The organism is Winogradskyella costae (assembly GCF_013403865.1).
Classification (GTDB): domain Bacteria; phylum Bacteroidota; class Bacteroidia; order Flavobacteriales; family Flavobacteriaceae; genus Winogradskyella; species Winogradskyella costae.
The window spans coordinates 71,978-97,632 of record NZ_JABFDK010000004.1 but is presented as its reverse complement, the minus strand read 5'-3'; the positions used below and the strand labels follow the sequence as shown (position 1 = coordinate 97,632).

Here is a 25,655-nt window from a genome sequence, read left to right as displayed (position 1 = left end):
TCTATAATTTCTCTTTTAAATATTTTCCTGTTACTGAGTTTTTGTTTTTTGCGATGTCCTCAGGTTTACCAGCAGCAACGAGTTGTCCTCCATGTTTTCCTCCTTCTGGACCCAAGTCTATAATATAATCGGCACATTTTATTAAATCAATATTATGCTCAATTACAATTATTGAATGGCCTTTGGTAATTAATGCTTGAAATGATTTCAATAACTTCTTAATATCGTGAAAATGAAGTCCAGTTGTAGGTTCATCAAATATAAAAAGGGCATTATCACTTTTACTTCCTTTTCCTAAAAATGTCGCTAGTTTTATACGTTGCGCCTCACCACCAGAAAGGGTAGAAGAGGATTGTCCTAAAGTGACATAACCCAAACCAACATCTTGAAGCGGTTGCAATTTTCCTTGAATTTTAGCTTGCTTATGAGTTTTGAAAAAAGCAATAGCGTCATCAATGGTTAAGTTTAGAATATCATCAATAGATTTATCTTCAAACTTAACTTCTAAAACTTCTTTTTTAAAGCGTTTTCCTCCACAAGTATCGCAAGTTAAATGCACATCTGCCATAAATTGCATTTCAATAGTAACTTCTCCTTCTCCTTTGCAGGTTTCACAGCGACCACCATCTACATTAAAGCTAAAATGCTTGGCAGCATAATTACGGATATTACTTAATTTTTGAGACGCAAATAACGCTCTAATATCATCATAAGCCTTAATATAAGTCACAGGATTGGAGCGCGAAGAACGACCAATAGGATTTTGGTCCACAAATTCAACATGCTGAATATTACTATGATCCCCTTTTATTTCAGACACCTGACCAATTTTATCACTAAAACCAGTGAGTTTCTTTTGTATCGCAGGAAAAAGAATCTTTTTAACCAAGGTGCTTTTCCCACTTCCTGAAACTCCGGTAATCACGGTTAGCATTTCTAATGGAAAATTAACAGTTACATTTCTTAAGTTGTTTTCACGAGCACCAACAATTTCGATATTATATTTAGAAGATCTTCGTTTTTTTGGCACTTCAATTTCTAAGTCGCCATTTAGGTATTTCGCTGTGAGTGTATCTGCAGCTAGGATTTCCTCAAAATTACCAACAGCGACCACTTCACCACCTAGAGTTCCGGCTTCTGGCCCGATATCAATAATGGAGTCTGCAGCTTTCATAATGTCTTCATCATGCTCTACGACGATTACTGTATTTCCTAAATCTCGCAAAGATTTTAAAACCTCAATTAAACGTTCTGTGTCTTTAGGATGCAAGCCAATACTAGGTTCATCTAAAATATACATGGAACCAACCAAGCTACTTCCTAGAGAGGTCGCTAAGTTTATACGTTGACTTTCTCCACCAGAAAGTGTATTGGATTTTCTATTTAAGGTTAAATAATTTAATCCAACATTAGATAAAAATCCCAATCGTGTGTTAATTTCAGTTAATAGACGTTTGGCAATTTTAGTATCACTCTCGCTTAGCTTTAAGTTTTCGAAAAACACAGTTAATTCGTCTATAGGTAAATCGACCAAATCTGTGATGGTAGCATTGTCAATCTTTACATAACTTGCTTCTACACGGAGACGTTTGCCTTTACAAACATTACATTTTGTTTTACCACGATACCGTGATAACATTACTCGATTCTGAATTTTATAAGCTTTTGATTCGAGTTCTGCGAAGAAATCATCTAAACCTTCGAAGTATTTATTACCCTTCCAGATGAGTGCTTTGTTTTCATCACTTAATTGAAAATAGGGTTTATGAATAGGGAAATCAAATTCATGCGAATTATTAACCAACTGATCTCTATACCAACTCATACTATCCCCTCTCCATGGGAAAATAGCGTTTTCAAAAACAGATAGCTCGGTATTTGGAATCACTAAGTCGTCATCAATACCAATAACATCTCCATAACCTTCACATTTTGGACAAGCTCCGTAAGGATTATTAAAGCTAAACAAATGTGCGTTAGGTTCTAGAAAAGACATGTCATCAATTTCGAACTTATTATTGAAGGTTGTTTGCTTGTTGTCCGATAGGGATTCTATAATACAAGTGCCAACACCCTCGTAAAAAGCGGTTCCTACAGCGTCCGCTAATCGATTTAAAAAGTCCTCATCGTTTTTAAAGACAATTCGATCTACAACTAAATATAGGTTTTTATCAGATTTAATAGTTTGTTTTAAGGCGTCATCAATTCTAACAACCTCGTCTTTCACTTTTACACGCGCATAACCTTGCTGTTGTAAAGTTTGAAGTTTGTTTTCAATAGTTCGTCCGTCTTCTAATATTATAGGAGCTAAGAGTAATAATTTGGTACCTTCTTCAAATTTTGAAATATGATTAATGACATCAGAAACCGTATGTTTTTTCACTTCTTCACCTGAAATAGGAGAGTAGGTCTTACCGATTCTTGCAAATAATAATTTTAGATAATCATAAATTTCCGTTGTGGTACCAACCGTTGATCGTGGATTGGTTGAATTTACTTTTTGCTCAATAGCAATCGCTGGCGCAATACCTTTTATATAATCTACTTGGGGTTTATTGAGTCGTCCCAAAAACTGACGTGCATAACTACTTAAACTTTCTACATAACGTCTTTGACCTTCTGCGTAGAGTGTATCGAATGCTAAACTAGATTTTCCAGAACCAGATAAGCCCGTAATAACGACCAATTTATTACGAGGAATAACCACATCAATATTTTTAAGATTGTGCAATTTTGCTCCTTTTATAATAATGTTTTCTTTTGGACTAACGTCTAAATTTGTAGTATTCATAGCTTATTTTAATCTATAAGTCTGCAAAGATACTACAATACAAAATAATGATTAAAATAACTGCTACAATTCGTTAATGCCATCCTGCAGTGAATAGCAGCCAGTCATTGTATTTTATATTCGTCTGCTAAACGCGAGTTTTGTTCGGTAATATGTTAATTTCACATCTTTTTTTTGCGTAATTGGAATGATTGTTGTTATATTTGAAACATATTCACAATTTAAAATCATCTGCGTATAGCATAATATTACTTTTAGAAAACAGCTAGTAACCCCAAACTTAGTAAGTAATTGCTAAGGACTAAAGTAATTATTATGGAAAAAGAACTTATTCAAGACGCAGAGTTGGTGAGCAACTACATTAATGGCAATGAGTATGCGCTTTCAATATTAATAGAAAGGCATAAGCAAAAAATTTACAGTTTCATTTATTCTAAAGTCTATGATAGAGATATCACTGAAGATGTTTTTCAGGATACCTTTATTAAGGTTATTAAAAATTTGAAACGCGGTAAATATAATGAGGAAGGTAAATTTTTACCTTGGGTTATGCGTATTGCTCACAATTTGGTTATAGATCATTTTAGAAAGAATAGTCGCATGCCTAAATTTGATAATACTGGTGAATTTAGTATTTTTTCTGTACTAAGCGATTCTACTTTAAATGCTGAAAAAGTACTTATAAAAGACCAAGTGGAATCTGATGTAAGACGTATTATTGAAGAATTACCAGAAGACCAAAAACAGGTGCTGTTAATGCGTATGTATCAAGACATGAGTTTTAAAGAAATCTCAGAACGTACTGGCGTAAGTATTAATACGGCTTTAGGAAGAATGCGTTATGCCTTAATTAACATGCGTAAAGTAATTGATCAAAACAACATCATTTTAACTAATTGATACAATAAAGTATATAGAAGTACGTTTTTGCTATATATAAACTCATAAATTGATAAAATGGCAAAAATTTACTCTCACGCTTCCCCAAAACATAATAACCTATCACCAAAAGATGAAACGATACGTTTCCTTTTAAATTATTCCAAGGCTTTAAGTGTTATAGATTATAATAAATTGAAGTTTGAAGCACTTCTCAATTAATTAATGGAACAATCCTGATGTGAAAGCATCAGGATTTTTTGGTTAATAACAAGGCTTCGTAGTTTTGTGTCGTTAGATATTCTTGTTTTATATTTTTTAAATAATCTATTGTTTTTTCCTTTAGAGGGTGACTCTCTTTTAAACAATTTTTGATGTTTTCATCAAAAACGGTTAAAATAATATACCAATGGCCTGTTCGACTGGAATAATTACCTTCAAACAACCGTGAATTTCCATTACTTTCTCTTTTAGCATCAATTACAGCAAAGGGAAGATTGACATTTTTATCTGTGCGTTCTGCTTCGTGATATGATAAATAAAGTGTTTGACCTTCAAGTTGAAAAGGGACGTTATAGCCAACATCATTTCCATTTAGCCTGAATTTATTATTGATATAATTGTAGAATTCTTCGGCATCTTTAGAGTCTTTAAAAATAAAAGCTGTCTCTCTAGGCATTTGTTTCTGAAATTTCTTGGCTTGCATAATTTTGTAATCCTGATTCTTAAATTTTGGAGCAATCTGCACAGGAATACAAGCGGTTGTTGTAATTACTAATAGTAGAATAATAAGTTTTTTCATGGGTTAGCGGTTTCTTTTAACGTCACAAGAATTGCACCAAAAAGAGTTTGTGATTTTATTTCTAAAAATTATAATAGATTAACGAATCTCTGGTTTCGCTAACCATCGAAAAAGTCTGCGACTGTTGACTTTATTTTTTCTTTTTATAATATTCATCTAATACTGATTTCCTTCCAATGGTTTTGGTAATAATATCCTTATCCAAATCCCAACCACGCGCGGGTGAATATTGTCTACCGTACCAAATAATTTGAAGATGCAAGTCATTCCAAAGTTCTTTAGGAAAGATACGTTTGGCATCTTTTTCGGTTTGTACCACGTTTTTACCATTGGTTAGATTCCATCGGTACATTAAGCGATGAATATGCGTATCTACAGGGAATGCAGGTATACCAAAAGCTTGTGATAAAACTACAGCAGCCGTTTTATGGCCAACAGCAGGCAGTTCTTCTAAATCTTCATACGTTTTTGGTACTTCGCCATTATGCTTGTCAATTAAAATATGAGACAAACCATGGATACCTTTGCTTTTCATAGGCGATAAGCCAACAGGTTTTATGATTTCTCTAATCTCTTCGATACTTAATTTAATCATATCATACGGATTGTCCGCACGTTCAAACAACAGTGGAGTAATTTTATTAACACGTACATCAGTGCTTTGCGCCGACATTAAAACAGCAATTAACAATGTGTAAGGATCCTTATGGTCTAACGGAATCGGAATTTCAGGATATAATTTATACAATGTATTTATAACGAAATTTACTTTTTCTTGTTTAGTCATTTTGTATTTTTACCTAATCAGAGATTTAATACAAATTTACGTAATTATGACACATTTAAAAGTAGGAGATAAGGCACCAGATTTTTCAGCGAAAGATGAACAAGGTAATCCCATTTCATTATCAGATTATAAAGGTAAAAAATTAGTTGTTTTCTTTTACCCAAAAGCAAGCACGCCAGGTTGTACAGCAGAAGCGTGTAATCTTAATGATAACTACGATCGTTTTAAGGCGCAAGGTTACGAGATTTTAGGCGTTAGTGCGGATAGTGCTAAACGACAATCTAACTTTAAAAATAAATACGAGTTTCAATATCCATTATTAGCTGATGAAGATAAAGCGGTTATTGAAGCCTTCGGGGTTTGGGGGCCTAAGAAATTTATGGGTAAAGAATATGAGGGTATTCACAGAACCACTTTTGTAATAAATGAAAATGGTGTTATTGAAGATGTTATTTCAAAAGTAAAAACCAAGGCTCATGCTGAGCAGATTTTAGGCGAATAATAAAATATTGAGAAAACAAAAAAGCGACCATTATACTCTGTTATTAAGAGAAATGGTCGCTTATTTATTATTATTTAAGATTAATTCTTGTGCATCACCTCTTCTGATTCACAACCGAATAAACTTTTTTCTTTAATTAATTTTGAAACCCCTTCTGGTAACATTTTTTCCCAACCTTTTTCATTATCAACGATCATTTTAAGAACTGTTCTAGAGAAAACAGATAGGTTAGATATATCGTAATCTGTGATGTCAACAACTTTACCATTGTATTTAAAGAACTTGTAGAGTTCTTTCATACGTGGATGTACTTTTAGATTTTCACTTGTAGTTAAGCTACCATCGTTATTTACCATTGGATATAAGTACACACGTAAATCTTTGTAAAATAATTTCCCAAAGGCTTCCAAAATTCCACCACTTAAATGGCGGTAGTATTTTTCGTCAAATATGTCCACAAGGTTATTTACTCCCATGGCTAATCCCATTCGTGCTCTAGAATATTGAGAGAAATATTCGACTAATTTATAATATTCTTGAAAGTTAGAAATCAACACGGTTTGCCCCAAAGAACATAAAAGTTTTGCACGATCCATAAAATCTTGCTCATCAATTTTACCCTCCGCTCTTAGGTTAGATAGCGTAATTTCAAAAATAACTTGAGTTTTTTCCTTTTCAACCTTGTTCTCCTTAATGAACATTTCGTAAGATTTCTCAAACATGTCCATATTTACTTTGGTTACAGGCCTAAAACTACCTCTTAAAGTTAAAATATTCTTTTTATAAAGCACGCGAGCCGGTAAAACATTATTACCATCTGGTGCAAACATCACAGCATCCGTCATACCGTTTTTAACCAGTTGTAAACTCATTAGTCGGTTGTCAACATCTTTAAAAACTGGGCCAGAGAAATTAATAGTATCAATTTCTAATTGGTCTTTATCTAAATGATCGTATAAATAGCGCAGTAATTTGCGAGGTTGATTATATTTATAAAAGGCGCCATAAATTAAGTTAGTACCTAATTTACCAAGCGTTTCTTGTTGTAAACGTGCATCATTTTCCTTAAAACGAACATGAATAATTATATCGTTGTACTCTTGGTTTGGTCCTACCTGATATTTTATGCCAACCCAACCGTGACCTTTAAATTGTTTCGCAAAATCAATGGTGGTTACAGTATTCGCATAAGAGAAAAATATTTTATTAGGATGTTTCTCTCTGGTAATACGTTCTTCCATTAGGTTCACTTCGTGATTTAACATCTTACGAAGACGCGCCTCAGTTACATAGCGCTTATCATCTTCAATTCCGTATATGGCATCACTGAAATCCTTGTCGTAAGCAGACATTGCTTTTGCAATTGTACCAGATGCACCTCCAGCTCTAAAAAAATGACGCACTGTCTCTTGTCCTGCTCCAATTTCAGAAAACGTACCGTAAATGTCAGCATTAAGATTAATACGTAAAGCTTTGTCTTTTAGCGACGGAATATTTTCGAAATCTGAGTCACCAGTGTACGTTATGTCCTTCATAGATATTGGGTATGCATCGTTTTAGCAAAGGTACTGTTTTACTATTGCAAACAAAAAAATAAGTTTATTTTTGTCATCACACTGCCAAATTGAAAATATAACAATTGAATAGGTTATTTTTTTGCTTTATGATGATATCTAAAGAAAATACGACTGTTTTTTTAAGAGGTTTTCAATTCGGTGAAATTTTATTAAACTAAAACATATTGAAAGTTACATTTTTAGGAACAGGTACATCACAAGGAATTCCAATTATAGGAAGCGATCATCCGGTGTGTTTAAGTGAAAACCCTAAAGATAAACGCTTGCGTGTTTCAATCTTAGTAGAATGGGATGATTTTACATTCGTTGTGGATTGCGGTCCAGATTTTAGACAGCAAATGCTTAGAGCTAATGTTTCTAAAATTGATGGCATTATCTTTACACATGAGCATGCCGACCACACCATGGGATTAGATGATATTAGACCGTTCTTTTTTAGGCAAGGGGATATTGATTTGTATGCCCATCCACGCGTTTTTAATGCCTTAGAGACACGTTTTGATTATATTTTTACAACAGAAAACAAGTACCCTGGTGTTCCTAGTGTCACTAAAACTGAAATTAAGAACGAGCCGTTCTTAGCAGGAAATCTTAATATTATCCCCATTGACGGCTTACATTATAAACTTCAGGTTTTTGGTTATCGATTTCATAATTTCGCATACTTAACTGATATGAAAACTATTGCTGATTCTGAAATTGAAAAACTTCAAAATTTAGATGTTTTAGTAGTGAATGCTTTGCGAATAGAACCACACATTTCACATTATAATTTAGAAGAAGCCTTAGACTTTATTGCTAAAGTAAAACCTAAGCGTACGTATTTAACACACATTAGCCATTTGTTAGGTTTTCATGATGACGTGCAAAAAATATTACCAGAAAACGTTTTTTTGGCTTACGATAATTTACAAATCACTATTTAGATATGAAGAATAAAATTTTAATGTATTTATTCATTTTTTCCCTATTGCTACTCGTTTTTCAATATGTGAATTCAAAAAATATTATTGATAAATACGAAGCAGATATCGTAAAGGTTAAAGCTAAGGTTGCCGAAAAAGAGAATACTATAAAAACGTTAGAAGAACAAAACTTTGAGTTAAGCTATTTTAGCATAGATAGAAATGAGGATGCCTATAATTATTTTGAAGCTTTTGGTTATGATCCTGAGCAATTGATCCCTGCTATTATTGAAGGGCTTTATAATATGAATGATTACGAAGGAGAAGATCACCCAATGGTTCCATATGTTTCCACTACGGATTCTAAACTATTGATTAATAAAATTAGAGTAATGAATCACAAATGGATTGTTGCCAATTTTACAGATGGAGAATTATGGGGCGAAATTTTCCTGACCTATTCGATAGACGAAAATAATGAGCTTAAGTATAAATTGGTTGAATATTTTTTATACCCTAAATTGAATTAGATATACTTAACTAACCACGCTTTTAAATCAAAGAAATTCTGAGGTGCAACTCCATGTCCAACAGGATATTCTGAATATACATGATTAATATTCAAAGCTTTTAAAAACACAGGTGCTTTTTGAGCCCAATCTACCGGAATCACTTGGTCTACAGAACCATGAGAACAATAGAAATTTAAATGAGAAACCGTACTTTCTTGTATAGATTCTGGTAAAATGTCTTCGTTAATATAACCACTTAAAGCAACGATATTCTTTACTTTTTCAGGGTAACTCAACGCCACAGCATAACTTAAGATTGTACCTTGGCTAAATCCCAACAGCGTAACATTTTTTGAGTCTACATTATAGGTTCTACAAGCATAATCAATAAATTCAGCAATTAAATCTACTGATTCTTTGGCTTGCTCATTATCACTCCATTTACCTTTATCAGCATCAAAATTAATAGCATACCAAGCATTGCCGTACGGTTGCATGGCATATGGTGCTCTTAATGAAATAATCATTAATTCTTCTGGTAATTCTGAAGCAAAAGAAAATAAATCATTTTCGTCACTGCCGTAACCATGACACATTATTAAAAGTGGTGCGTTTTCTTTTAGCGAAGACGGTTTAGTGATGTAGTGTAATTTCGACATAATTATTGACCAATTGATTTGAATGCATTTTGAAAAAAGTCTCCGAGTATAGGAATTTTATTAAGCTTACCTGTAATTGCGCCAAAAATGCCATATATATAAAGTACAGAAAAGAAGATCCAAAATGAATATGTTATCATCCAACTGTTAAAAGCAGTAATGACAAAACCAATAACTACATAAACTAAACCTAAGCCTAAACCTTGTCTAATATGAAATGCTGTAAACGGATTACGTTTATCTTGATTCATAAAAAAGGCTATTAAAGTGCCAAATAGGGTTAAGTAAGCAACTAAACCTAAAGTTTTACCTTCGTCTATTGTATTTCGATCCATTATTTTAAAACAATTATATCGTTAGCGATGATGCCATAAGTCTCACCTTTTAATGCTGTTCCTAAAAAAGCACTATTCTTAGAACGCGATGTAATATTATTAATGCTAAATTTGTAAGTCGTGTCAGGGTTAAATAACGTTAAGTCGGCAATTTCACCTTCGTTAATCACGGTTTCTGAAATTCTAAATCTAGATTTTCCTTGTGTTAAAAGGCTTATGGTTTTCTTAGTGGTAAATAATGTTTGCAAGGCTCCAAAAGCGGATTCTAATCCGATCGTTCCGTATTTCGCATAATCGAATTCAATTTTCTTATGTTCAATATCAATAGGATTATGATCTGTAGTCACCATATCAATGGTACCATCTTTTAACCCTTCAATTAAAGCATCACAATCGGGTTGCGTTCGTAATGGGGGAAGCACTTTATAATTGGTGTCAAAGTCCTCAAAAACATTATCAGAAAATATTAAATTATGTATAGCAACACTACACGTAACATTGAGTTTTTTAGCTTTTGCAGCTCTAATTAATTCAACAGATTTTGCAGTCGAAATAGTTGGGATATGAAGTTTACCTTCGGTATATTCCAATAAAAAAAGATCTCTAGCCACTTGTAACTCTTCTGCTAAAGCCGGATTTCCTTTTAAGCCTAATATGGTACTATTAATATGTTCGTTAACGACTCCGAGTCCAGAAATTTTTGATTCCTGAGGAAAAGAACAAACCAAACCATCAAAATTGCTTGCGTATTGTAACGCAATTTTCATAAGATTAGGATTGGAAATTGGTTGCTGATAGTCGTAAAAAGCAACAGCTCCAGCATTAGTCATATCAAATAGTTCTGCTAAATCTTCACCTTTACTTAATTGGGTTAAGGCGCCAAGAGGGTAGAGGCTTACCGCATTATTTTGAGCTTTAGATTTTACAAACGTTATATCCGCATAGCTATCAATGACAGGAAAAGAATTGGCGTTTAAAGCTACAGCTGTAAATCCAGAATTTGCTGCTGTTTTTAATCCATTTGCTATGGTTTCGCGTTCTTCATAACCTGGTTCTCCAAAAGATACACTACTATCAAACCAACCTTGCGATACATGCAAGTTGTCTAATTCTATTTCTTTGTAATTTTTAGGATTGGTAATGTGTTTGGCGATCTTGGAAATACGACCTTTTTCTATTAAAATATCAACCGTTTCGTTGTGAAAATCACTTTTAGAATCAACGATGGTTGCAGATTTTATGAGTGCGTTCATTTAAGATATTTTAGAAGTAACATTTCAATTATTAAAAATGCTAGTGCAAAAATAACAAACCATTTCCATAGCGCATTGATATTTGTACTACTTTTTATAGTATTAATGGTTGTTTCTAAGCTGTTATCTACGGTTACGTTCTTTAAAGTACCTAAATCGTAGTAACTTAAGTTGCTTTCAGCTCTATTGTAATTGAAACTTAAATTCTGAATAATAGTCTCTTTATTCTTTACGTTTAGAATGCCAGCTGTATTTGGAAAATCTTCCGTTTCTAAAACGACAGATTTGCTATATGTTTTTTGAAGCGGGATAACTGAAGTGTCGTCTAAATCTAAAGTTAAAATATCATCTTGACCAATAGATGTTTGAATAGCAATCGTATTGGGTTGGCCAATTGTGTAATATAATTTTGATAGCTTTAAGCTCTGTAATCCCATGTTATAGAACACAGGAATAATTAATTGTGAGTTTTTGAAATTTGAGTTTTCTGAATATAACGCAGAAGAAAACGCATATGCATTTGTGTTTCCTATTAAAAATGGAGAGCCATCTTCATAAGATAAAACGGCATTTGAATTTGAAGAAAAACCATAAGATTTTTCTACTTTAGGATATTGAAAGTTAGTGACTTTAGAATAGAAAGCATTTGCTAAAAGTGGATGATCATAGTTAATGCTAGTGATTTGTTTTTGAGTTGTATTCTGATTACCGAAAGCATTTAGTTTTAAATCTTTAAATATTTGATTGTAAGATTCTATATTTATATCATTTGAAGGGATAATAACTATTATTCCTCCATCATTTTTAAAGGCTATTAAAGCTGTTTTTAAGGCATTAGAAATGGTATTCAATTCGTTTAAAACGATGAGATTCTGTTCTGGAATTAAATTAAAATTAAGCTCCTTTATTGCGAAGCTTTGATAGTCGAACTCATCGTCTGTGTAAATCCGATTCAAGAAAGAATCATCTGCATTTTCATTTATAGTCAACACCTTAATTTTAGGTTTCGAATTGATATTAAAATAAAATGAATTATCATATTGCAAGCCTGCATCATCAATCACCAATTTTCCGTTTATTATTTTATTGTTGGCTATGGTAAACGTTGTTTCAGCTTCGCTTTCGATATCTACAGCACTTTTAGTAAGTAAAATGTCATTATTAAACAAGGACACTGAAACATTATCAACTGATGCAGTGGCGCTAGATAGTTTTATATTTAAATCTAATGTTTCAGCAGTGCTATTGAAAACATAAATACTATCGATGCTAATATTTGTGGCTAAAGTAGATTTTGGCTGTACTAATTTAAGTTGAATGGTACTATCATTTTCAAAATTCAGAGGGGTGTCATTTTGTTGAAAATCGGATACTAAAATTAAATTTCGTGTCGCAGCAGATTGATTAGAAAACAATTGTTTTCCCTTCATATAAATAGCATCATAGTTAAGTTGCGTCGATGAATGCGATAATTGTATTAAGTCATTTTTTAATGCTTTTACCGTGGTATTTTTAAATGTGGCATCATTAGTAAATAGACTAATCGTTTCATCTTCTGGTAAGGTATTGATGATATCTTGAATCGTTTCATTTAGCAAAGTGCCATTACGACCATTAGCTTGCATGCTAAAGGAATTATCTAAGTAAATAACGGTGTCTTGAGCGTCGTTAAAATCGTCTGTATTCGGAATAAAAGGTTGAGCAAATGCAATAATAACGCAAGCTAAAAGCAACATGCGTGTTAATAATGTAATCCATTTTTTGAGTTGAGAACTTTTACGAGTTTGAAGCTTAACCGATTTTAAAAACTTCACGTTGGTAAATTCAACTTTCTGAAAACGCCGCAGTTGAAATAAATGTATCAGAATAGGAATGACCAGCAAAAATAGAGCGTAAAGTAATTCGGGGTTTTTAAACTGCATGCGTTGTAATTATGATTTTTTTAGAGACCTGTCCCATTTCCAAAAACTGATAGGTCTTAATGATTCAAATATATAGAATACAAAGAGATTACCTCGTTCCGCTTTTGAGAAATTTAACAGAAAAAGAAATAATCGATCATTGCTTGCATATTTTGAGTTTCAAAATAACGTTTAATCTCTTTTTGAGCTTCTGAATTAGCTACAGTTACAATACTTTGAGGTTGCTTAAGTTCTGCTAAATAATCAAAATTAAAAAGTTCTTGTTCGTATATATGTTTTCCTATTTTCTTTGGGTTATCGCAAATCCAATAGAATGAAATATTTAGTTTCAACAATATTTTGGCTAATGTTTTTCCTTTGTGTCCTGCTCCCCAAACTGCTAGTGGTCGTGATGCATCATAATTTAACTCTAAAAAGTATTTTACTTTTAGATCTAGAAAAGAATTCTCTGCATAATGCTTGTGTGTTCTTGAGGTTCTTGTACTATAATCTCTCCAGTGAAGTAACACTTTATTGCAAGGAATACACGTATAGTTAGCTTTGTAAAACCGGAATGCTAAATCATAATCTTCGGGATAAATATTAGAATTGAAACCTTCACAAGCATCAAAATCTTCGCGATGTAACATCCAACAAGGAGAGGGAATGACACATTCTTTAAAAATTTCGGAATAGTTATTACCTTCAACTGTTAAAGAGTTTAACCATTGCTCATAGCGTGCAAAGCCATCACTCAACCCATCGGCTCTAAAGTATTTTACCTGTCCGACAGCTAAATGTTTTTTGCCGTATTTCTCAAGATTAGAAACCATGGTCTCCAGTCGCGTAGGCGTCATTACATCATCACTATCCATTCTGGTAATATAACTTCCAGAACTATGCTTGTAAGCGGTTCTTATAGCTTCAATTATGCCGTCGCCTTTATTTTTATATAATTTTACTCTACAATCTATTTTAGAGATGTGTTCAACTATTTTGTACGATTTATCTTTAGAATTGTCATCTACAAAAATGGCCTCCCAGTTAGGATAAGTTTGGTTTAAAATAGAACTAATACACTCATTAATAAATGCATCGGTGTTCTTAAATGGAATTACTATACTAACGAGTGGTTGCGACATGCTGCGAATTTAACAAAACCTTTAGGTTTTTAATAGTAACAGATTGTAGATTTGTGCGTCTATTAAAAAAAACAAACATTTACATGAAGAATTATTTTGCCATTCTTGGCTTGAGTATCGTTTTAGCCGGTTGTGGATCTGCAAAGCCAACAGTTAATGATTTAGCAGTAAGCAATCCCATTGAAACAGCATTAAATTTAACAGCAGTTAACAACGATAGAGTACCAGTAATTATTAACCCTGGTCGTTTTACCACTGAAACTGTCACGTATAGATTACCTAGAGTAGTACAAGGAACGTATTCTATTAGTGATTTTGGTAAATATGTAGACGATTTTAAAGCATTAGATTACGACGGAAATGAATTAGAAGTAACGAAGGTTGATGACAATACATGGACAATTACTGAGGCAACTAAATTAGATAAACTTCAATATTATGTTAATGATACATTTGATATTGAAACGACTGGCGGAATAGGGGAAGAGCAACCATTTTCACCAGCAGGAACAAATATTGAAACAGATAATTATGTTCTAAATCTTCATGGATTTATTGGTTATTTTGACTCTTTAAAGAATGCTCAGTATGCCGTAGATATAACAGCACCTGTAGATTTTGTTAAGACGTCGGCATTAGAAGATAAAGGCTCTAAGGTAAGTGAAGATGGTATGTCCATGACAACGAGCTATTTTGGTCAGCGTTACTTTGATATTACAGATAATCCTATGATGTATGGAAAATTAGATGTTGAAGAATTTATGGTTGGAGATATTAAAATTGTTTTAAGTCTTTATTCTCCTACAGGTAAACACACTGCAAAAAGTTTAAAAGAGACCGTTTACAAAATGATGGAAGCTCAAAAAAGCTATTTAGGTGATGTTAATAGCACACCGCGTTATGATATTTATGTGTACTTATCTAAAGGCGATGAAACATCTCCAAAAGGCTTTGGTGCTTTAGAACACCACACATCTACAGTAGCTGTTTTTAGTGAAAACAGTTCTCTAGAAGGTCTTAAAGCTTCAATTATCGATGTTGTTGCTCATGAGTTTTTTCATATCGTAACACCATTATCTGTACATTCTGAAGACGTGCATTATTTTGATTACGATCAGCCTACATTTTCTAAACATTTATGGATGTACGAAGGTGTAACCGAATATTTTGCGCAACATTTTCAGGTATATGAAGGTTTAACAGATGATACCACTTTTTATAATACCATGATGTCTAAAATAGTAACATCTACAAAGCATTTAGATGATGCGATGAGTTTTACTATTATGAGTGAGAATGTTTTAGATGAGCCTTATGCATCACAATATTATAATGTATATATGAAAGGTGCATTAATAGGAATGTGTATTGACATCTTAATGCGAAATGAAAGCGATGGTAATAGAAGTATGTTGTCATTAATGAAAGAATTATCTGCAAAATACGGAAAGGATAAACCTTTTGTTGACGATAATTTAATTGCTGAAATTACAGCTATGACCTACCCAAGTGTTGGAGAATTCTTAAAAACACATGTTGAAGGTGATGTGCCAATTAATTACAACTCATATTTAGAATTGGTTGGATTAACCATGGGAGAATCACAAACAGAAACGAATTATATTTTTGCTGGAGGGCAGAATATTATCTTTGATGGTGACCAAGAGAAAGGAGTAATTTTCTTTTCCCCTGTGGCTTTAAATAACTCTTTTTGGAAATCAGAAGGTATTTTAGCTGGTGATGTTATTAAGAAAGTAAATGGTAGTGAACTAACGCTAATAAATGCCAATGATGTTATAAGAAGCATGTTTGAATGGGAAGAAGGTGATGAGATTACAATGGATTTGGAACGTGATGGTAAACCAGTAGTGATAAAGACAACACTTACTAAAGCTTATGCACCAGGTGAATCTATTATAGAAAATGAGAACGCTACAGAAGCGCAAAAAGCTGTAAGAGCAGCTTGGTTAAAAGGATAGATAATACCTTAATAAAAACTATAAAGCTGATAGACATTATGTTTATCAGCTTTTTTTATGAAAATTAATATTCTATAGTGAAACTAAAGGTGCTTCCTTTTCCTAATTCTGAATCAACAGCAATTTCTCCATTTAGTTTTTCAACCAAGTTTTTTACGGTACTTAGCCCAATGCCAGTATTGGATTTGGAAAAATCATTTTTTATAGTTTTAAAAATTTCAAATATTTCTTTTTGTTGATTTAAAGGAATACCGATACCGTTATCTATAACACTAAATTTATGATGAGTAGGAAGCAGTTGATATTTAATTTCTACTTTACGGTCTTGTTTGTCATTATACTTTAGAGCATTGTCAACCAGGTTTATTAAAATTTGTGATAACGCGGCTTTATTTACATTTTTAATGACGGCATCAGTAAATAAAAGCTGCTCATGATCGGAAATAAGTATATGCTTAATATCTTCTACGATATCACTTAGTTTTATATTAACTTTTGATGAAGTTAAAAGTTCGTCCGCACTGTAGTACAGTAAAATACCATCAATATAATCTTTAAGAACTGTTGTAGAATCTTCAATATAGTCTAAGTATTGAAGTGAATCGTCAGAGAGATTATTTTTATTTTCTTCTTTTAGTAAATCGGTTAGCGCTATAATATTGGATAATGGAGATTTCAGATCGTGCGATACAAGACTAGCAAAAGATTTAAGTTGTGCGTTACGTTCTTCTAATTCTCCTTTTATAAGATTTAAGTTTGTATTCTTTTTTCCTAATTCTAACAGATTAACAACTTGTTTTCCTAACGTTTTAAGAGCCTTTATTTGAGATTCATTTAACTGTCTCGGTATGTGGTCAAAAATACAGATTGTACCTAGTTTGTATCCTGAAGGATCCAATAATGGAACTCCGGCATAGAAAACAACGTTTTGTTCATCTAGTAACGGATTATCTATAAAACGGATGTCTTCTCTGGCATCATTTATAATAAATATATCATTTTCTAAAATGGCGTGCCCACAGAATGAAAGTTCCCTAGGAGATTCGCTTAAGGAAATCCCATAATGAGATTTAAAAAAATTTCGTTCTTTATCTAGTATAGTTATTAATGCAATAGGTACATCACAGATGGTCGCAGCTAATTCTGTTAAGTTATCATAATCATTTTCTGGCAACGTATCTATAATGCTGTAAGAGTTTACGGCTTTGAGACGCTCGACTTCATTTGTAGGGAATTTTGGGGCTTTCATTTAAAAAAAAATTAAATATTCTATTAAACTACGTAGGATTTATCTGTATGGATTTGATTAAAAAAATTAATTTATGATCTATCAATATTTTGCGGATTTACCTTTAGAGAGCGAATTTTCAATAAATTGTCTTAAATCGTCATTAGCTTTAATTAGGTCCTCATTTCTCAAATACATCATATGTCCACTTCTATAACCTTTAAATGAAAAACGATCTTTCATTTTTCCACTTGGGTCCACTTGCCATTGGGAATACTTAGCAGAAAAATAAGTGGTTGCGCCATCGTAATATCCAGATTGAGTTAATACTTTTAAATAAGGGTTTTGCGCCATTGCTTGGCGTAAATCATCTCTAGTGTTATCATTTGAGTCGTCCCACCGACCAGTGTTACCAAAAACGTTATATTTAATGTCTGTTTTAAAGCCTAATTCATTCTGAATATAATAATTTATTGCTGGTGTAAAAGAGTGTAACCAAGAAGTGAGTTCTGCACTATAATCTGGGCTTGTGCCAGTCTCGACTTTGTCTATGCCAATATATCTAGAATCTAATCGTCCTATTGTTTGTCCTGTTTTGTCTCTAAGTAATTCTTTCCAGAAAAAACGATTTGGAACATTTAAATTTTGTTGCGTAATCACTTTTTCAGACAAACCAGAATAATAACTCATTTGTTTGGCTATAACTTGCTTTTCATCATTAGAAATAGAACTTCCTTTTGCGAGTGCAGGCATTAAATTATGAATAGCAAAATGCTCAACTTCAGGTAATATTTCTAATAAATCTTTATTTTGAAGCGCAGGACTGAGCATTTTATGATACCAAGCTGCTGCAGTGTAATAAGGTAAATTTAAGCTAGACGCTAATGGTCCGCCTACTCTTAAAACTTTGTAATCCGCTGGCGATACCATAATGACACCGTTTAAATACATCCATTGATTATCTTGTAACTCTAGCGATAATCCCATCACACGCGTTCCACCATAACTTTCGCCGATAATGTATTTAGGGGATTGCCACTTGTTATGTCTTGTGGTAAAAGTATTCATCCAACTGGCTAGATACTTAATGTCAGCGTTCACACCAAAGAATAGTTTGTCGTCTGGCATTTTTCCATTTATATCAGCCACTTTTCTAGAGTACCCTGTATTTACAGGATTTATAAATACAATATCTGCAATGTCTAAAATAGAATTTGGGTTGTCCTTTACACCGTAAGGTTGTACGGGATAACCTTCATCATCTATATTGAGAACTTTTGGTCCCGTATACGCAATATGCATCCATAAAGAAGCAGAACCTGGTCCACCATTAAATGAATAAACAATTGGTCTATTCTTGTCTTTGGCGTCGTTGGTTCTTTTATAATAGGTATAATAAAGAGAGGCAATCATTTGGCCTTCGTTATCCCAAACAGGTTGAAACCCTGTTTCCGCTTCATAATTGATTTGTTTACCTTTAATAGTAACCGAGTGGTTGGTTACATGTACAGTATCGGTAGGAATTTTCAAATTTTGAGAAAAACAAAATGTAAAACTAAGACACAAAAGAACAACGAAAGGATTTTTCATAAAAATAGATTTATTTCAAAAGTTTAAAGATACTAAAATGAAACCTGAATTTAGAACTCTTTAAACAGATCTATTCTTATAGTCATATTTACCAACGTCTATTGTAACTTACACACTATAACCATTGTAAACTTGATTTTCTTGCTCAGCAACTCTTATAAAGGTTGTACGTTTTGTTAGCTCCTTTAAGCGTCGCGCTCCAACATAAGTACACGTGCTACGTATGCCGCCTAAAATATCTTGCAGGGTGTCTTTAACGTCACCTTTATATAAGACTTCTACCGTTTTGCCTTCGCTAGCTCTATATTCTGCAACTCCACCAACATATTTATCCATAGCAGTAGCAGAGCTCATGCCATAAAACTGTTTATATTTTACTCCATTTTGAGTTATAAGTTCGCCTCCACTTTCTGTATGACCAGCAAACATACCACCAAGCATTACAAAATCTGCTCCTGCACCGAACGCTTTAGCTACATCTCCAGGCGTAGCACAGCCTCCATCACTAATAATTTGACCTCCTAAGCCATGCGCCGCGTCTGCACATTCTATTATGGCTGATAATTGTGGATAACCAACACCAGTTTTAACGCGTGTTGTACATACACTACCTGGACCAATGCCTACTTTTACTATGTCTGCACCCGAGAGCAATAATTGCTCTACCATTTCGCCTGTAACAACATTACCAGCTATAATTACTTTGTCTGGATACTGTTCTCGTGTCTGTTGCAAAAAGTTAACAAAGTGTTCTGAGTAGCCGTTGGCAACATCAATACATATAAATTTTAATTCTGGATGACTTTTAATAACGGCTTTTAGATTCTCAGCATCCTGCGTGCCTATTCCAGTGCTAATCGCAATGTAATTTACAATGTCTTTAGGTGCTGTATTTAAAAACGTATTCCATTGTTTTGAGGAATAATGCTTATGTATTGCTGTAAATAATTTTTGCTCTTTTAGAGCTAAAGCCATTTCAAAAGTACCAACAGTATCCATATTGGCAGCCATTATAGGAACTCCCGTCCAGGTAGAGGTGCTATTTAAAAAAGTAAAATTGCGTTCTAGCGAGACTTCAGATCTACTTTTTAATGTAGAGCGTTTTGGACGAATCATAACATCTTTAAAGCCTAATTTTATATCGTTTTCTATATGCATCTTTGGGGAATATTTGGTGATATTCAAAAATACAAGTTATTTAAAAAAAGAAGTTCACAATTGCATTTGTGATACGATGTTTTATTAACAATTGTTTATAGCAGAAAAATTAATGAAACGACCTGTATATGAATGTTGTATATGCCCAAGAAATGAGAATTAACTTCTGTATAATATTTGAAATAAAACTCTAAAATCCTTCAAAAACACCTAGTCCGAATAATGCAAAATCATATTTTACAGGGTCGTTAGCGTCTAATTTTCGTAATGCTTTATCTAGTTCGGCTAAGGCCTTGCCATCATTTTGTTTTCGCTCTAATAAGCCTAATTTCCTAGCCACATTACCAGAATGAACATCTAAAGGGCAGCTTAATTGAGATGGAGATAATGATTGCCAAATCCCAAAATCGACTCCGTTATTGTCGTTTCTTACCATCCATCTTAAAAACATATTAAGACGCTTGGCTGCTGAATTTTTAAGAGGATCACTAATATGTTTTTGTGTACGCTTCAAATGCGGCACCTCGAAGAATACTTTTTTGAAGTGGTGAATACTATTTTGAAGTGAATCCTTTTCGGCATGCAAAGAAAATATAGTTTCTAAACCTTGTTGTGTTTGGTAGATGTATTTTAAGCTTTTTATAAATTGCATAAAATCATATCCATTAAAAGTACGATGCACAAAAGGCTCTAAGCGCTCTAAATCGGTTTCTTGATGTTGTGTTATAAACTCAAAAGGGGAGTGGTCTAACAACTCCATCATCTTATTTGCATTATTAATGATACTTTTTCTATTTCCCCAAGCAATGGTTGCTGATAAAAAGGCAGCAATTTCAATATCTTCTTTTTTTGAGAATTTATGTGGAATTTGTATTGGGTCACTCTCAATAAATTTAGGATGATTGTAAAGCTTCACTTTTTCGTCTAAGAAATCTTTAAGTTCTGAAGTTTTAAGTTTCAATTTTATGATAGAATTTTAATGTAAAAATAAGCCTTCTACATAGAATGGAAATGACGATAAAAGTTAAATTTGATTTTGTATTATTGATTGCAGGTCTGAATATTAAATAAAACTAGCGAAAATCTGCTTATGACAGAAAAAGATTTTAAAAGAGAAATAGTTAATAAAATAAGTCAAGGGGATTCAAAATCTCTAATATATAATGAATACAAGGATAAAATGGATACTGAAAACCTTAGACGTTTTTTAGCTAATAGACCTTCTTATGATCTATGGAAAAAATTTAAAAAGCGTCATTTACTACTTTCTGTAATTTGGGCTTTCTATTTGTTTTTTGAGTTAATGTCTATTTTTGATTTATTAGAGCAGTTTAATATTATGACTTTCATTTCTCTTTTACTTTCAATTTATATCACTATAAGTATTTGGAAGTTTGACGGTCGGTTTTTCTTGTCGGGAATAGTATGGTTTGTTGTTACCATCTTGCGTTCCTTTAATGTATTGGGTTCGGAATTTATAACTTATGATTATAAATTTGTTTTAATATTTATAATGCTATACACAGTAACTCTCACTCTTGGTATTTATTTAATGTATTCCATAAGAAAACATGTATTTTATTATATAAAGTGGTTTAAACCTATTTTGAATGAAGAAGGAGAAATTCAGTATGAATAGTAAAAGTATAAGCTAGCTATTATATTTGAAGACAGATTCCTTCAGTTATATTGCAAGTTCTGCGCAATTTGTTTAAGGTAGGTCTTTAATCTTCTATTGTATTCTTTAATTGACGATAGTTTCCGTAACGTCTATAATTAACGACTTTGCTTAGGGATGTAATTTTTCCTAAACTATTAGGAGTTTATTTATACCCTTCTAACATTGGTATGTAATCTTGAAAAAGAGCAATGATATTATATTCAGATAAAGCAATTGTTAAGCTCTTTATGAAAATCCACTTCATTAAATTCTGCTTCAATATAACTTTTTAAAATGGGCACATACCTAAAAATAGATGAAGCATCTTATATTTAGAATTTGAAATATTTCGTATCAGTAGCGGCACAACAAATGCTGTTTATTCATCAGTAGATATAATAAGTATAAGTAACTCCTCATCATTTTTAGAAAGATGGTAATAATTACAAGTCTAGATATTCAACCATACCAAGTGATGTAATTCACTCTTTTTTATCAGTTATGATTTTGAACCATTTAAATAGAAATTTAATAACTAACAAGGTGATTAAATCTAATGAGTTGCTATTTCTAAAAAATTTAGTACGTAGTAACTTAAGTGTTAGGTTTTGAGACAAGTGTAGTTAATAGGTTTTAAAAGACTTATCAGATATATATGAAATAGCTGAACTATTTAATAGCAATCATGCTAATTTCAACATTTACAAATTTAGGTAAATTAGCGACTTCAACGGTCTCTCTAGCGGGTGCAGTAGCTTCATCAAAATACTTACCGTAGACTTCATTGATCTGCTTAAAGTTATTCATATCACTAATAAAAATAGAAGACTTAATAACGTTTTCAAATGTCATGTCAGCAGCTTCTAAAACGGCTTTCATGTTTTCCATAACTTGTTTAGTTTCGGTTTTGATATCGTCTAATACTAACTCCATTGTTTCAGGGTGCAACGCTATTTGCCCTGAAGTGTATAAAGTGTTTCCTGATAAAACGGCTTGATTATATGGGCCTATCGGTGCTGGTGCTTTTGTTGTATTTATTATTTTTTTCATCATATAACCCAAAGAAATGGGATTTTTATTAATGGTTAGTATTATAACAAATTTAGTAATACAATTTCACTTCGACAAGCTGAATAAATAAGTCTCTAAGGTTGGTTAAAGTCCTTCGATACACGTGAGAAAGAATATGTGTTATTAATAAAACCTAAATTATATAACACGTTTTAATTACCAAGTTGTTGATCTGGTTGTTTTCGTTTATCGTATTTTAAATCTTTAAGTAAATTAGATTTTATACCAATAAAGAAATTCCAAGAACTTCGGTCACTAAATGGTATCCATGAAAAATTCATACGCCAACTTAATAAGTCGCGTTCAAAACGTAATTGCGTATAGGTAAATCCTTGATTAAGGAAATCGTATCCAGAAGATGCCCCTAGACTCCATTTAGGTGATATATCTACGTCTCCAGAAAACATTAAAGAATGCGAGGATATAGCATTGTCACGCCTTGTGTTTGTATAGTTTGCCGAATATGCTAGCCTTAAACTCCAAGGCATTTTATAGTTATAGAATTCGTTGTTTTCCTCCTCTTCCTCGTCGTTATCCTGATCGGAGAGGCGTTTGTCAGCAAAATCCTCGGATCTACCAAATAAGTCGTCTGTTCGTCCTCCAGATCGTGCAGATTCCTGTGCTGAGGCTCGTTTTTCTTCAGATTCACCGCCTGAGAAACTATCATTAGATAAGGTGTAGCTCATATTAACGTTGGCAGATGTTAATCTAAAAAGACTTCCTCCGTTATCTATATTAAAAGTATTAACAACATTATTATTGCTGTCTAACGCATAAGGGTTTAATGTCATACCAAAGTTTATACTCATCTTTTTATTTAAAATTTGAGTACCACCACTCACCCGTACAGGACTCCAATTTAGAGAATCTGCAGCGATATCATAAGCAGTAGAAAAGTTCAGGTTATTTAATAAGAATATTTTTTCAGGTTCCGTTTTTGTAGAATCCTTAGAACGAATTTTAGCCTCTAAGTTGTTACCTACAGACATACCAACACTACTAGAGTATCGATTACCAGGACTACCGAACAAAGAATTTTCAAAACGTGTATATTCTACCTGGTCAGAAGTTGTACCATCAGCATCGATAACATCGTAGGTTTCATAATACTGATCAAATGCAGGATTAATTGAGTAACTCAATGAAGGTCTTATAACATGTCTTATAGCTTTGACCTTTGCCGTTTTATCTTCGTTTTCCAAATCGTACATACCATATATAGTTGTACCAATACTGGCTCCAACATTATAGGTTAAAAAGCGGTCAAAACCATTTTGATTAATAGATACAACATCTTCATTTGCCGAATCGTAAAAGCGTTTAATTGTTTTTAAAGTCCAAGTTTCTTCAAAATTAGCGTTGGCGCTCACACTAAAATAATCAAAGACCTTAAAGTTCGTGGTGATTGGTAGAGTGTGTTTCATTCCAGTTATTGCATCATCAAACATTTCGCTTTTACCGAATACAGAGTCATTGGTCTGAATGTTATATTCTCCTCTAGAAGTCAACTGAAAGTTAATATTATGAATAGCTCCCTTTTTGGTACCTGTTTTTGGTGCAAACGGATAGATTCTACCCATAGATGCTTGCATCGTTGGTAAGGTTAAATTAATATCACCAGTATTTGTGTTCTGGTTATGAGTTGCCGTTAAACTAAGGTTAACTTGTGGTTCTCCCGAAAATGTTTTTGAATATGAAACAGATGATGCTAACGTGTTATTTAAAAAATTGGCTTGATTCAATTGGTTGATTGATTCTTGGTAATAAGTGCTACTACCCAAGTTGACAGAGGCTGAAAACCGAGAATTAGGATTTGCCTTAGTATCTTGGCTATGCGACCATCTAAGATTATATACTGTACTTTGAGTAAAGTCTGGAAATCCACGTTCTTCATTCAGTAAGTTTTCATATCTGAAACTTATATTACCTCTATATTTGTAGCGTAAGGCGTAATTGTTTTCAACGCGTAAACCATAACTACCATTGGTATAGTAATCTCCAAGAACAGCTAAATCTAAGTAATCATTAATAGCAAAGTAGTAACCACCATTTTGTAGATTATAACCTCTATTACTATCCTCTCCAAAAGTTGGAAAAATAAGACCAGAAGTTTGTTTTTTCGTCATTGGAAAAAATGCAAATGGTAACGCGATTGGTGTCGGAATACCATATATTTCCATATAAGTTGGTCCTACAATAACTTTTTTATTAGGTACCATCTTCATTTTGGTAGTTACAAATTGGTACTCTGGATCCTCTTCATTTTCAGCCGTAGTAAAGCGACCGTTTTGCATAAAATAAACCGAATCGTTTTCTTTTTTAGTTAAAGGAGAATAGACTTTAAAACCTTGTTGCTCTGTTCTAGAATTAAAAACTAAAGCTTTTTTAGTTTCGGTGTTAAACACAATAGAATCGGGCTCAATAACATTTTCTCCTTGTTTAAAAACGGGACGTTGAGAATAGCCTGTAGAATCTTTTAAACGACCTGCATAGACTAAGTTTTTACTGTAGTCAATGACAATGACTCCAGCTTTAATTTCCATATCTTGGTATAGTACTTCAGCTTCGTTATATAAATATATTTTTTTCTTTTTCTGACTCAAAGACACATAATCGGAGGCTTTATATTTTACCGTGCCTTCTAATAATCCTTTTTGTTTTACCGAATCTTTTTTTGTGGAATCAACTTCCTTTGTGTTTATCGGAGGTTTAATAATTGAATCAATTACAACAGTGGTCGAATCCTTGCGTTGCTCTATCGGAATAGTTCCGTTCTTTTTTGGTAATTCTTGAGCGAAGCTAAAAGTGTTGATAAACACTGTAAAACTCAAGATAAAAAGTATGTATAAGCTTTTTGTATGCAATGCTTTTAAATGTATTTTTGTAAAAGTATGGCTCGGTTTTTGAATCGCCAAAAGTACAGC

22 protein-coding genes are annotated in these 25,655 nt (G+C 32.8%); 7 read left to right on the top strand and 15 right to left on the bottom strand.

Going from position 1 to position 25,655, the window contains the following annotated elements:
- Position 1: 1 nt before the first annotated feature.
- Positions 2-2,791 carry an excinuclease ABC subunit UvrA gene (gene uvrA, locus HM986_RS10655; protein ID WP_179335077.1) on the bottom strand — a complete coding sequence of 930 codons (2,790 nt, stop codon included), beginning with the start codon at positions 2,789-2,791 and terminating at the stop codon, positions 2-4.
- A gap of 315 nt (positions 2,792-3,106) precedes the next feature.
- Here uvrA and HM986_RS10650 point away from each other — a divergent pair, with 315 nt between their 5' ends.
- Entirely contained in the window at positions 3,107-3,691 is a 585-nt protein-coding gene (locus HM986_RS10650; RefSeq protein ID WP_020897844.1) for an RNA polymerase sigma factor, read from the top strand.
- Between the two features lie 57 nt (positions 3,692-3,748).
- The gene (locus HM986_RS10645; RefSeq protein WP_179335076.1) at positions 3,749-3,892 is read left to right on the top strand and encodes a hypothetical protein; all 144 of its coding nucleotides are present in this window, start codon (positions 3,749-3,751) and stop codon (positions 3,890-3,892) included.
- Positions 3,893-3,920: 28 nt separating this feature from the next.
- On the opposite strand, the gene HM986_RS10640 is transcribed toward HM986_RS10645, so the two are convergent.
- Both HM986_RS10640 and HM986_RS10635 read right to left on the bottom strand, forming a co-directional pair.
- Positions 3,921-4,472: a hypothetical protein gene (locus HM986_RS10640; RefSeq protein WP_179335075.1), complete on the bottom strand. Its 552-nt coding sequence runs from the start codon at positions 4,470-4,472 to the stop codon at positions 3,921-3,923.
- A gap of 130 nt (positions 4,473-4,602) precedes the next feature.
- Complete coding sequence (locus HM986_RS10635; protein ID WP_179335074.1) at positions 4,603-5,259, bottom strand: endonuclease III domain-containing protein; 657 nt, start codon at positions 5,257-5,259, stop codon at positions 4,603-4,605.
- Between the two features lie 46 nt (positions 5,260-5,305).
- Here HM986_RS10635 and bcp point away from each other — a divergent pair, with 46 nt between their 5' ends.
- A complete protein-coding gene (gene bcp / locus HM986_RS10630; RefSeq protein WP_179335073.1) occupies positions 5,306-5,761 on the top strand; it encodes a thioredoxin-dependent thiol peroxidase in 456 nt (151 codons plus the stop codon).
- An 80-nt stretch (positions 5,762-5,841) separates the two neighbouring features.
- Here the strand turns inward: bcp and HM986_RS10625 are convergent, their stop codons facing one another.
- On the bottom strand, positions 5,842-7,296 hold the full coding sequence (locus HM986_RS10625) for a TonB-dependent receptor (protein ID WP_179335072.1): 1,455 nt from the start codon (positions 7,294-7,296) through the stop codon (positions 5,842-5,844).
- A gap of 206 nt (positions 7,297-7,502) precedes the next feature.
- Between HM986_RS10625 and HM986_RS10620 the strand changes: the two genes are divergently transcribed.
- Both HM986_RS10620 and HM986_RS10615 read left to right on the top strand, forming a co-directional pair.
- A complete protein-coding gene (locus tag HM986_RS10620; RefSeq protein ID WP_179335071.1) occupies positions 7,503-8,264 on the top strand; it encodes an MBL fold metallo-hydrolase in 762 nt (253 codons plus the stop codon).
- Positions 8,265-8,329: 65 nt separating this feature from the next.
- Positions 8,330-8,773, top strand: coding sequence for a hydrolase (locus HM986_RS10615; protein WP_317167359.1), 444 nt, complete (start codon positions 8,330-8,332; stop codon positions 8,771-8,773).
- Here HM986_RS10615 and HM986_RS10610 read toward each other — a convergent pair.
- The 5 genes from HM986_RS10610 to HM986_RS10590 form a co-directional block, all read right to left on the bottom strand.
- On the bottom strand, positions 8,770-9,414 hold the full coding sequence (locus tag HM986_RS10610; protein ID WP_179335070.1) for an alpha/beta hydrolase: 645 nt from the start codon (positions 9,412-9,414) through the stop codon (positions 8,770-8,772). The two genes, HM986_RS10615 and HM986_RS10610, sit on opposite strands and share 4 nt — an antisense overlap.
- 2 nt (positions 9,415-9,416) lie before the next feature.
- Complete coding sequence (locus HM986_RS10605) at positions 9,417-9,749, bottom strand: hypothetical protein (protein ID WP_179335069.1); 333 nt, start codon at positions 9,747-9,749, stop codon at positions 9,417-9,419.
- The gene (locus HM986_RS10600) at positions 9,749-11,002 is read right to left on the bottom strand and encodes a dihydroorotase (protein WP_179335068.1); all 1,254 of its coding nucleotides are present in this window, start codon (positions 11,000-11,002) and stop codon (positions 9,749-9,751) included. Before HM986_RS10600 ends, HM986_RS10605 begins: the two co-directional genes overlap by 1 nt.
- Positions 10,999-12,924 carry a BatA domain-containing protein gene (locus HM986_RS10595; RefSeq protein WP_179335067.1) on the bottom strand — a complete coding sequence of 642 codons (1,926 nt, stop codon included), beginning with the start codon at positions 12,922-12,924 and terminating at the stop codon, positions 10,999-11,001. Before HM986_RS10595 ends, HM986_RS10600 begins: the two co-directional genes overlap by 4 nt.
- A 113-nt stretch (positions 12,925-13,037) precedes the next feature.
- Positions 13,038-14,045: a glycosyltransferase family 2 protein gene (locus tag HM986_RS10590; protein WP_179335066.1), complete on the bottom strand. Its 1,008-nt coding sequence runs from the start codon at positions 14,043-14,045 to the stop codon at positions 13,038-13,040.
- Positions 14,046-14,128: 83 nt separating this feature from the next.
- Here HM986_RS10590 and HM986_RS10585 point away from each other — a divergent pair, with 83 nt between their 5' ends.
- Positions 14,129-16,024: a M61 family metallopeptidase gene (locus HM986_RS10585; RefSeq protein WP_179335065.1), complete on the top strand. Its 1,896-nt coding sequence runs from the start codon at positions 14,129-14,131 to the stop codon at positions 16,022-16,024.
- Between the two features lie 64 nt (positions 16,025-16,088).
- On the opposite strand, the gene HM986_RS10580 is transcribed toward HM986_RS10585, so the two are convergent.
- The 4 genes from HM986_RS10580 to HM986_RS10565 all read right to left on the bottom strand — a co-directional run bounded on the left by HM986_RS10580 (position 16,089) and on the right by HM986_RS10565 (position 20,967).
- Positions 16,089-17,273 carry a sensor histidine kinase gene (locus HM986_RS10580; RefSeq protein ID WP_179335064.1) on the bottom strand — a complete coding sequence of 395 codons (1,185 nt, stop codon included), beginning with the start codon at positions 17,271-17,273 and terminating at the stop codon, positions 16,089-16,091.
- An 81-nt stretch (positions 17,274-17,354) separates the two neighbouring features.
- Positions 17,355-18,842: a S10 family peptidase gene (locus tag HM986_RS10575; protein WP_179335063.1), complete on the bottom strand. Its 1,488-nt coding sequence runs from the start codon at positions 18,840-18,842 to the stop codon at positions 17,355-17,357.
- A 108-nt stretch (positions 18,843-18,950) separates the two neighbouring features.
- Positions 18,951-20,000: a GMP reductase gene (locus tag HM986_RS10570; RefSeq protein WP_179335062.1), complete on the bottom strand. Its 1,050-nt coding sequence runs from the start codon at positions 19,998-20,000 to the stop codon at positions 18,951-18,953.
- 190 nt (positions 20,001-20,190) lie between these two features.
- Positions 20,191-20,967 carry a TIGR02757 family protein gene (locus tag HM986_RS10565; protein WP_179335228.1) on the bottom strand — a complete coding sequence of 259 codons (777 nt, stop codon included), beginning with the start codon at positions 20,965-20,967 and terminating at the stop codon, positions 20,191-20,193.
- 123 nt (positions 20,968-21,090) lie between these two features.
- On the opposite strand from HM986_RS10565, the gene HM986_RS10560 reads away from it, so the two are divergent.
- Positions 21,091-21,639, top strand: a complete 549-nt coding sequence (locus tag HM986_RS10560; protein ID WP_179335061.1) for a hypothetical protein — start codon at positions 21,091-21,093, stop codon at positions 21,637-21,639.
- Between the two features lie 690 nt (positions 21,640-22,329).
- Here the strand turns inward: HM986_RS10560 and HM986_RS10555 are convergent.
- Positions 22,330-22,710, bottom strand: a complete 381-nt coding sequence (locus tag HM986_RS10555) for a RidA family protein (protein WP_179335060.1) — start codon at positions 22,708-22,710, stop codon at positions 22,330-22,332.
- Positions 22,711-22,883: 173 nt separating this feature from the next.
- Positions 22,884-25,646 (bottom strand): putative LPS assembly protein LptD, encoded by a 2,763-nt coding sequence (locus HM986_RS10550; protein ID WP_179335059.1) that lies wholly within the window; start codon positions 25,644-25,646, stop codon positions 22,884-22,886.
- Positions 25,647-25,655 lie beyond the last annotated feature (9 nt).

What these genes read in the sequence shown, in the direction of transcription:
- uvrA (WP_179335077.1), bottom strand. Translation starts at nt 2,791, where the DNA reads ATGAATACTACAAATTTAGACGTTAGTCCAAAAGAAAACATTATTATA.
- HM986_RS10650 (WP_020897844.1), top strand. Translation starts at nt 3,107, where the DNA reads ATGGAAAAAGAACTTATTCAAGACGCAGAGTTGGTGAGCAACTACATT.
- HM986_RS10645 (WP_179335076.1), top strand. Translation starts at nt 3,749, where the DNA reads ATGGCAAAAATTTACTCTCACGCTTCCCCAAAACATAATAACCTATCA.
- HM986_RS10640 (WP_179335075.1), bottom strand. Translation starts at nt 4,472, where the DNA reads ATGAAAAAACTTATTATTCTACTATTAGTAATTACAACAACCGCTTGT.
- HM986_RS10635 (WP_179335074.1), bottom strand. Translation starts at nt 5,259, where the DNA reads ATGACTAAACAAGAAAAAGTAAATTTCGTTATAAATACATTGTATAAA.
- bcp (WP_179335073.1), top strand. Translation starts at nt 5,306, where the DNA reads ATGACACATTTAAAAGTAGGAGATAAGGCACCAGATTTTTCAGCGAAA.
- HM986_RS10625 (WP_179335072.1), bottom strand. Translation starts at nt 7,296, where the DNA reads ATGAAGGACATAACGTACACTGGTGACTCAGATTTCGAAAATATTCCG.
- HM986_RS10610 (WP_179335070.1), bottom strand. Translation starts at nt 9,414, where the DNA reads ATGTCGAAATTACACTACATCACTAAACCGTCTTCGCTAAAAGAAAAC.
- HM986_RS10605 (WP_179335069.1), bottom strand. Translation starts at nt 9,749, where the DNA reads ATGGATCGAAATACAATAGACGAAGGTAAAACTTTAGGTTTAGTTGCT.
- HM986_RS10600 (WP_179335068.1), bottom strand. Translation starts at nt 11,002, where the DNA reads ATGAACGCACTCATAAAATCTGCAACCATCGTTGATTCTAAAAGTGAT.
- HM986_RS10595 (WP_179335067.1), bottom strand. Translation starts at nt 12,924, where the DNA reads ATGCAGTTTAAAAACCCCGAATTACTTTACGCTCTATTTTTGCTGGTC.
- HM986_RS10590 (WP_179335066.1), bottom strand. Translation starts at nt 14,045, where the DNA reads ATGTCGCAACCACTCGTTAGTATAGTAATTCCATTTAAGAACACCGAT.
- HM986_RS10585 (WP_179335065.1), top strand. Translation starts at nt 14,129, where the DNA reads ATGAAGAATTATTTTGCCATTCTTGGCTTGAGTATCGTTTTAGCCGGT.
- HM986_RS10580 (WP_179335064.1), bottom strand. Translation starts at nt 17,273, where the DNA reads ATGAAAGCCCCAAAATTCCCTACAAATGAAGTCGAGCGTCTCAAAGCC.
- HM986_RS10575 (WP_179335063.1), bottom strand. Translation starts at nt 18,842, where the DNA reads ATGAAAAATCCTTTCGTTGTTCTTTTGTGTCTTAGTTTTACATTTTGT.
- HM986_RS10570 (WP_179335062.1), bottom strand. Translation starts at nt 20,000, where the DNA reads ATGCATATAGAAAACGATATAAAATTAGGCTTTAAAGATGTTATGATT.
- HM986_RS10560 (WP_179335061.1), top strand. Translation starts at nt 21,091, where the DNA reads ATGACAGAAAAAGATTTTAAAAGAGAAATAGTTAATAAAATAAGTCAA.
- HM986_RS10555 (WP_179335060.1), bottom strand. Translation starts at nt 22,710, where the DNA reads ATGAAAAAAATAATAAATACAACAAAAGCACCAGCACCGATAGGCCCA.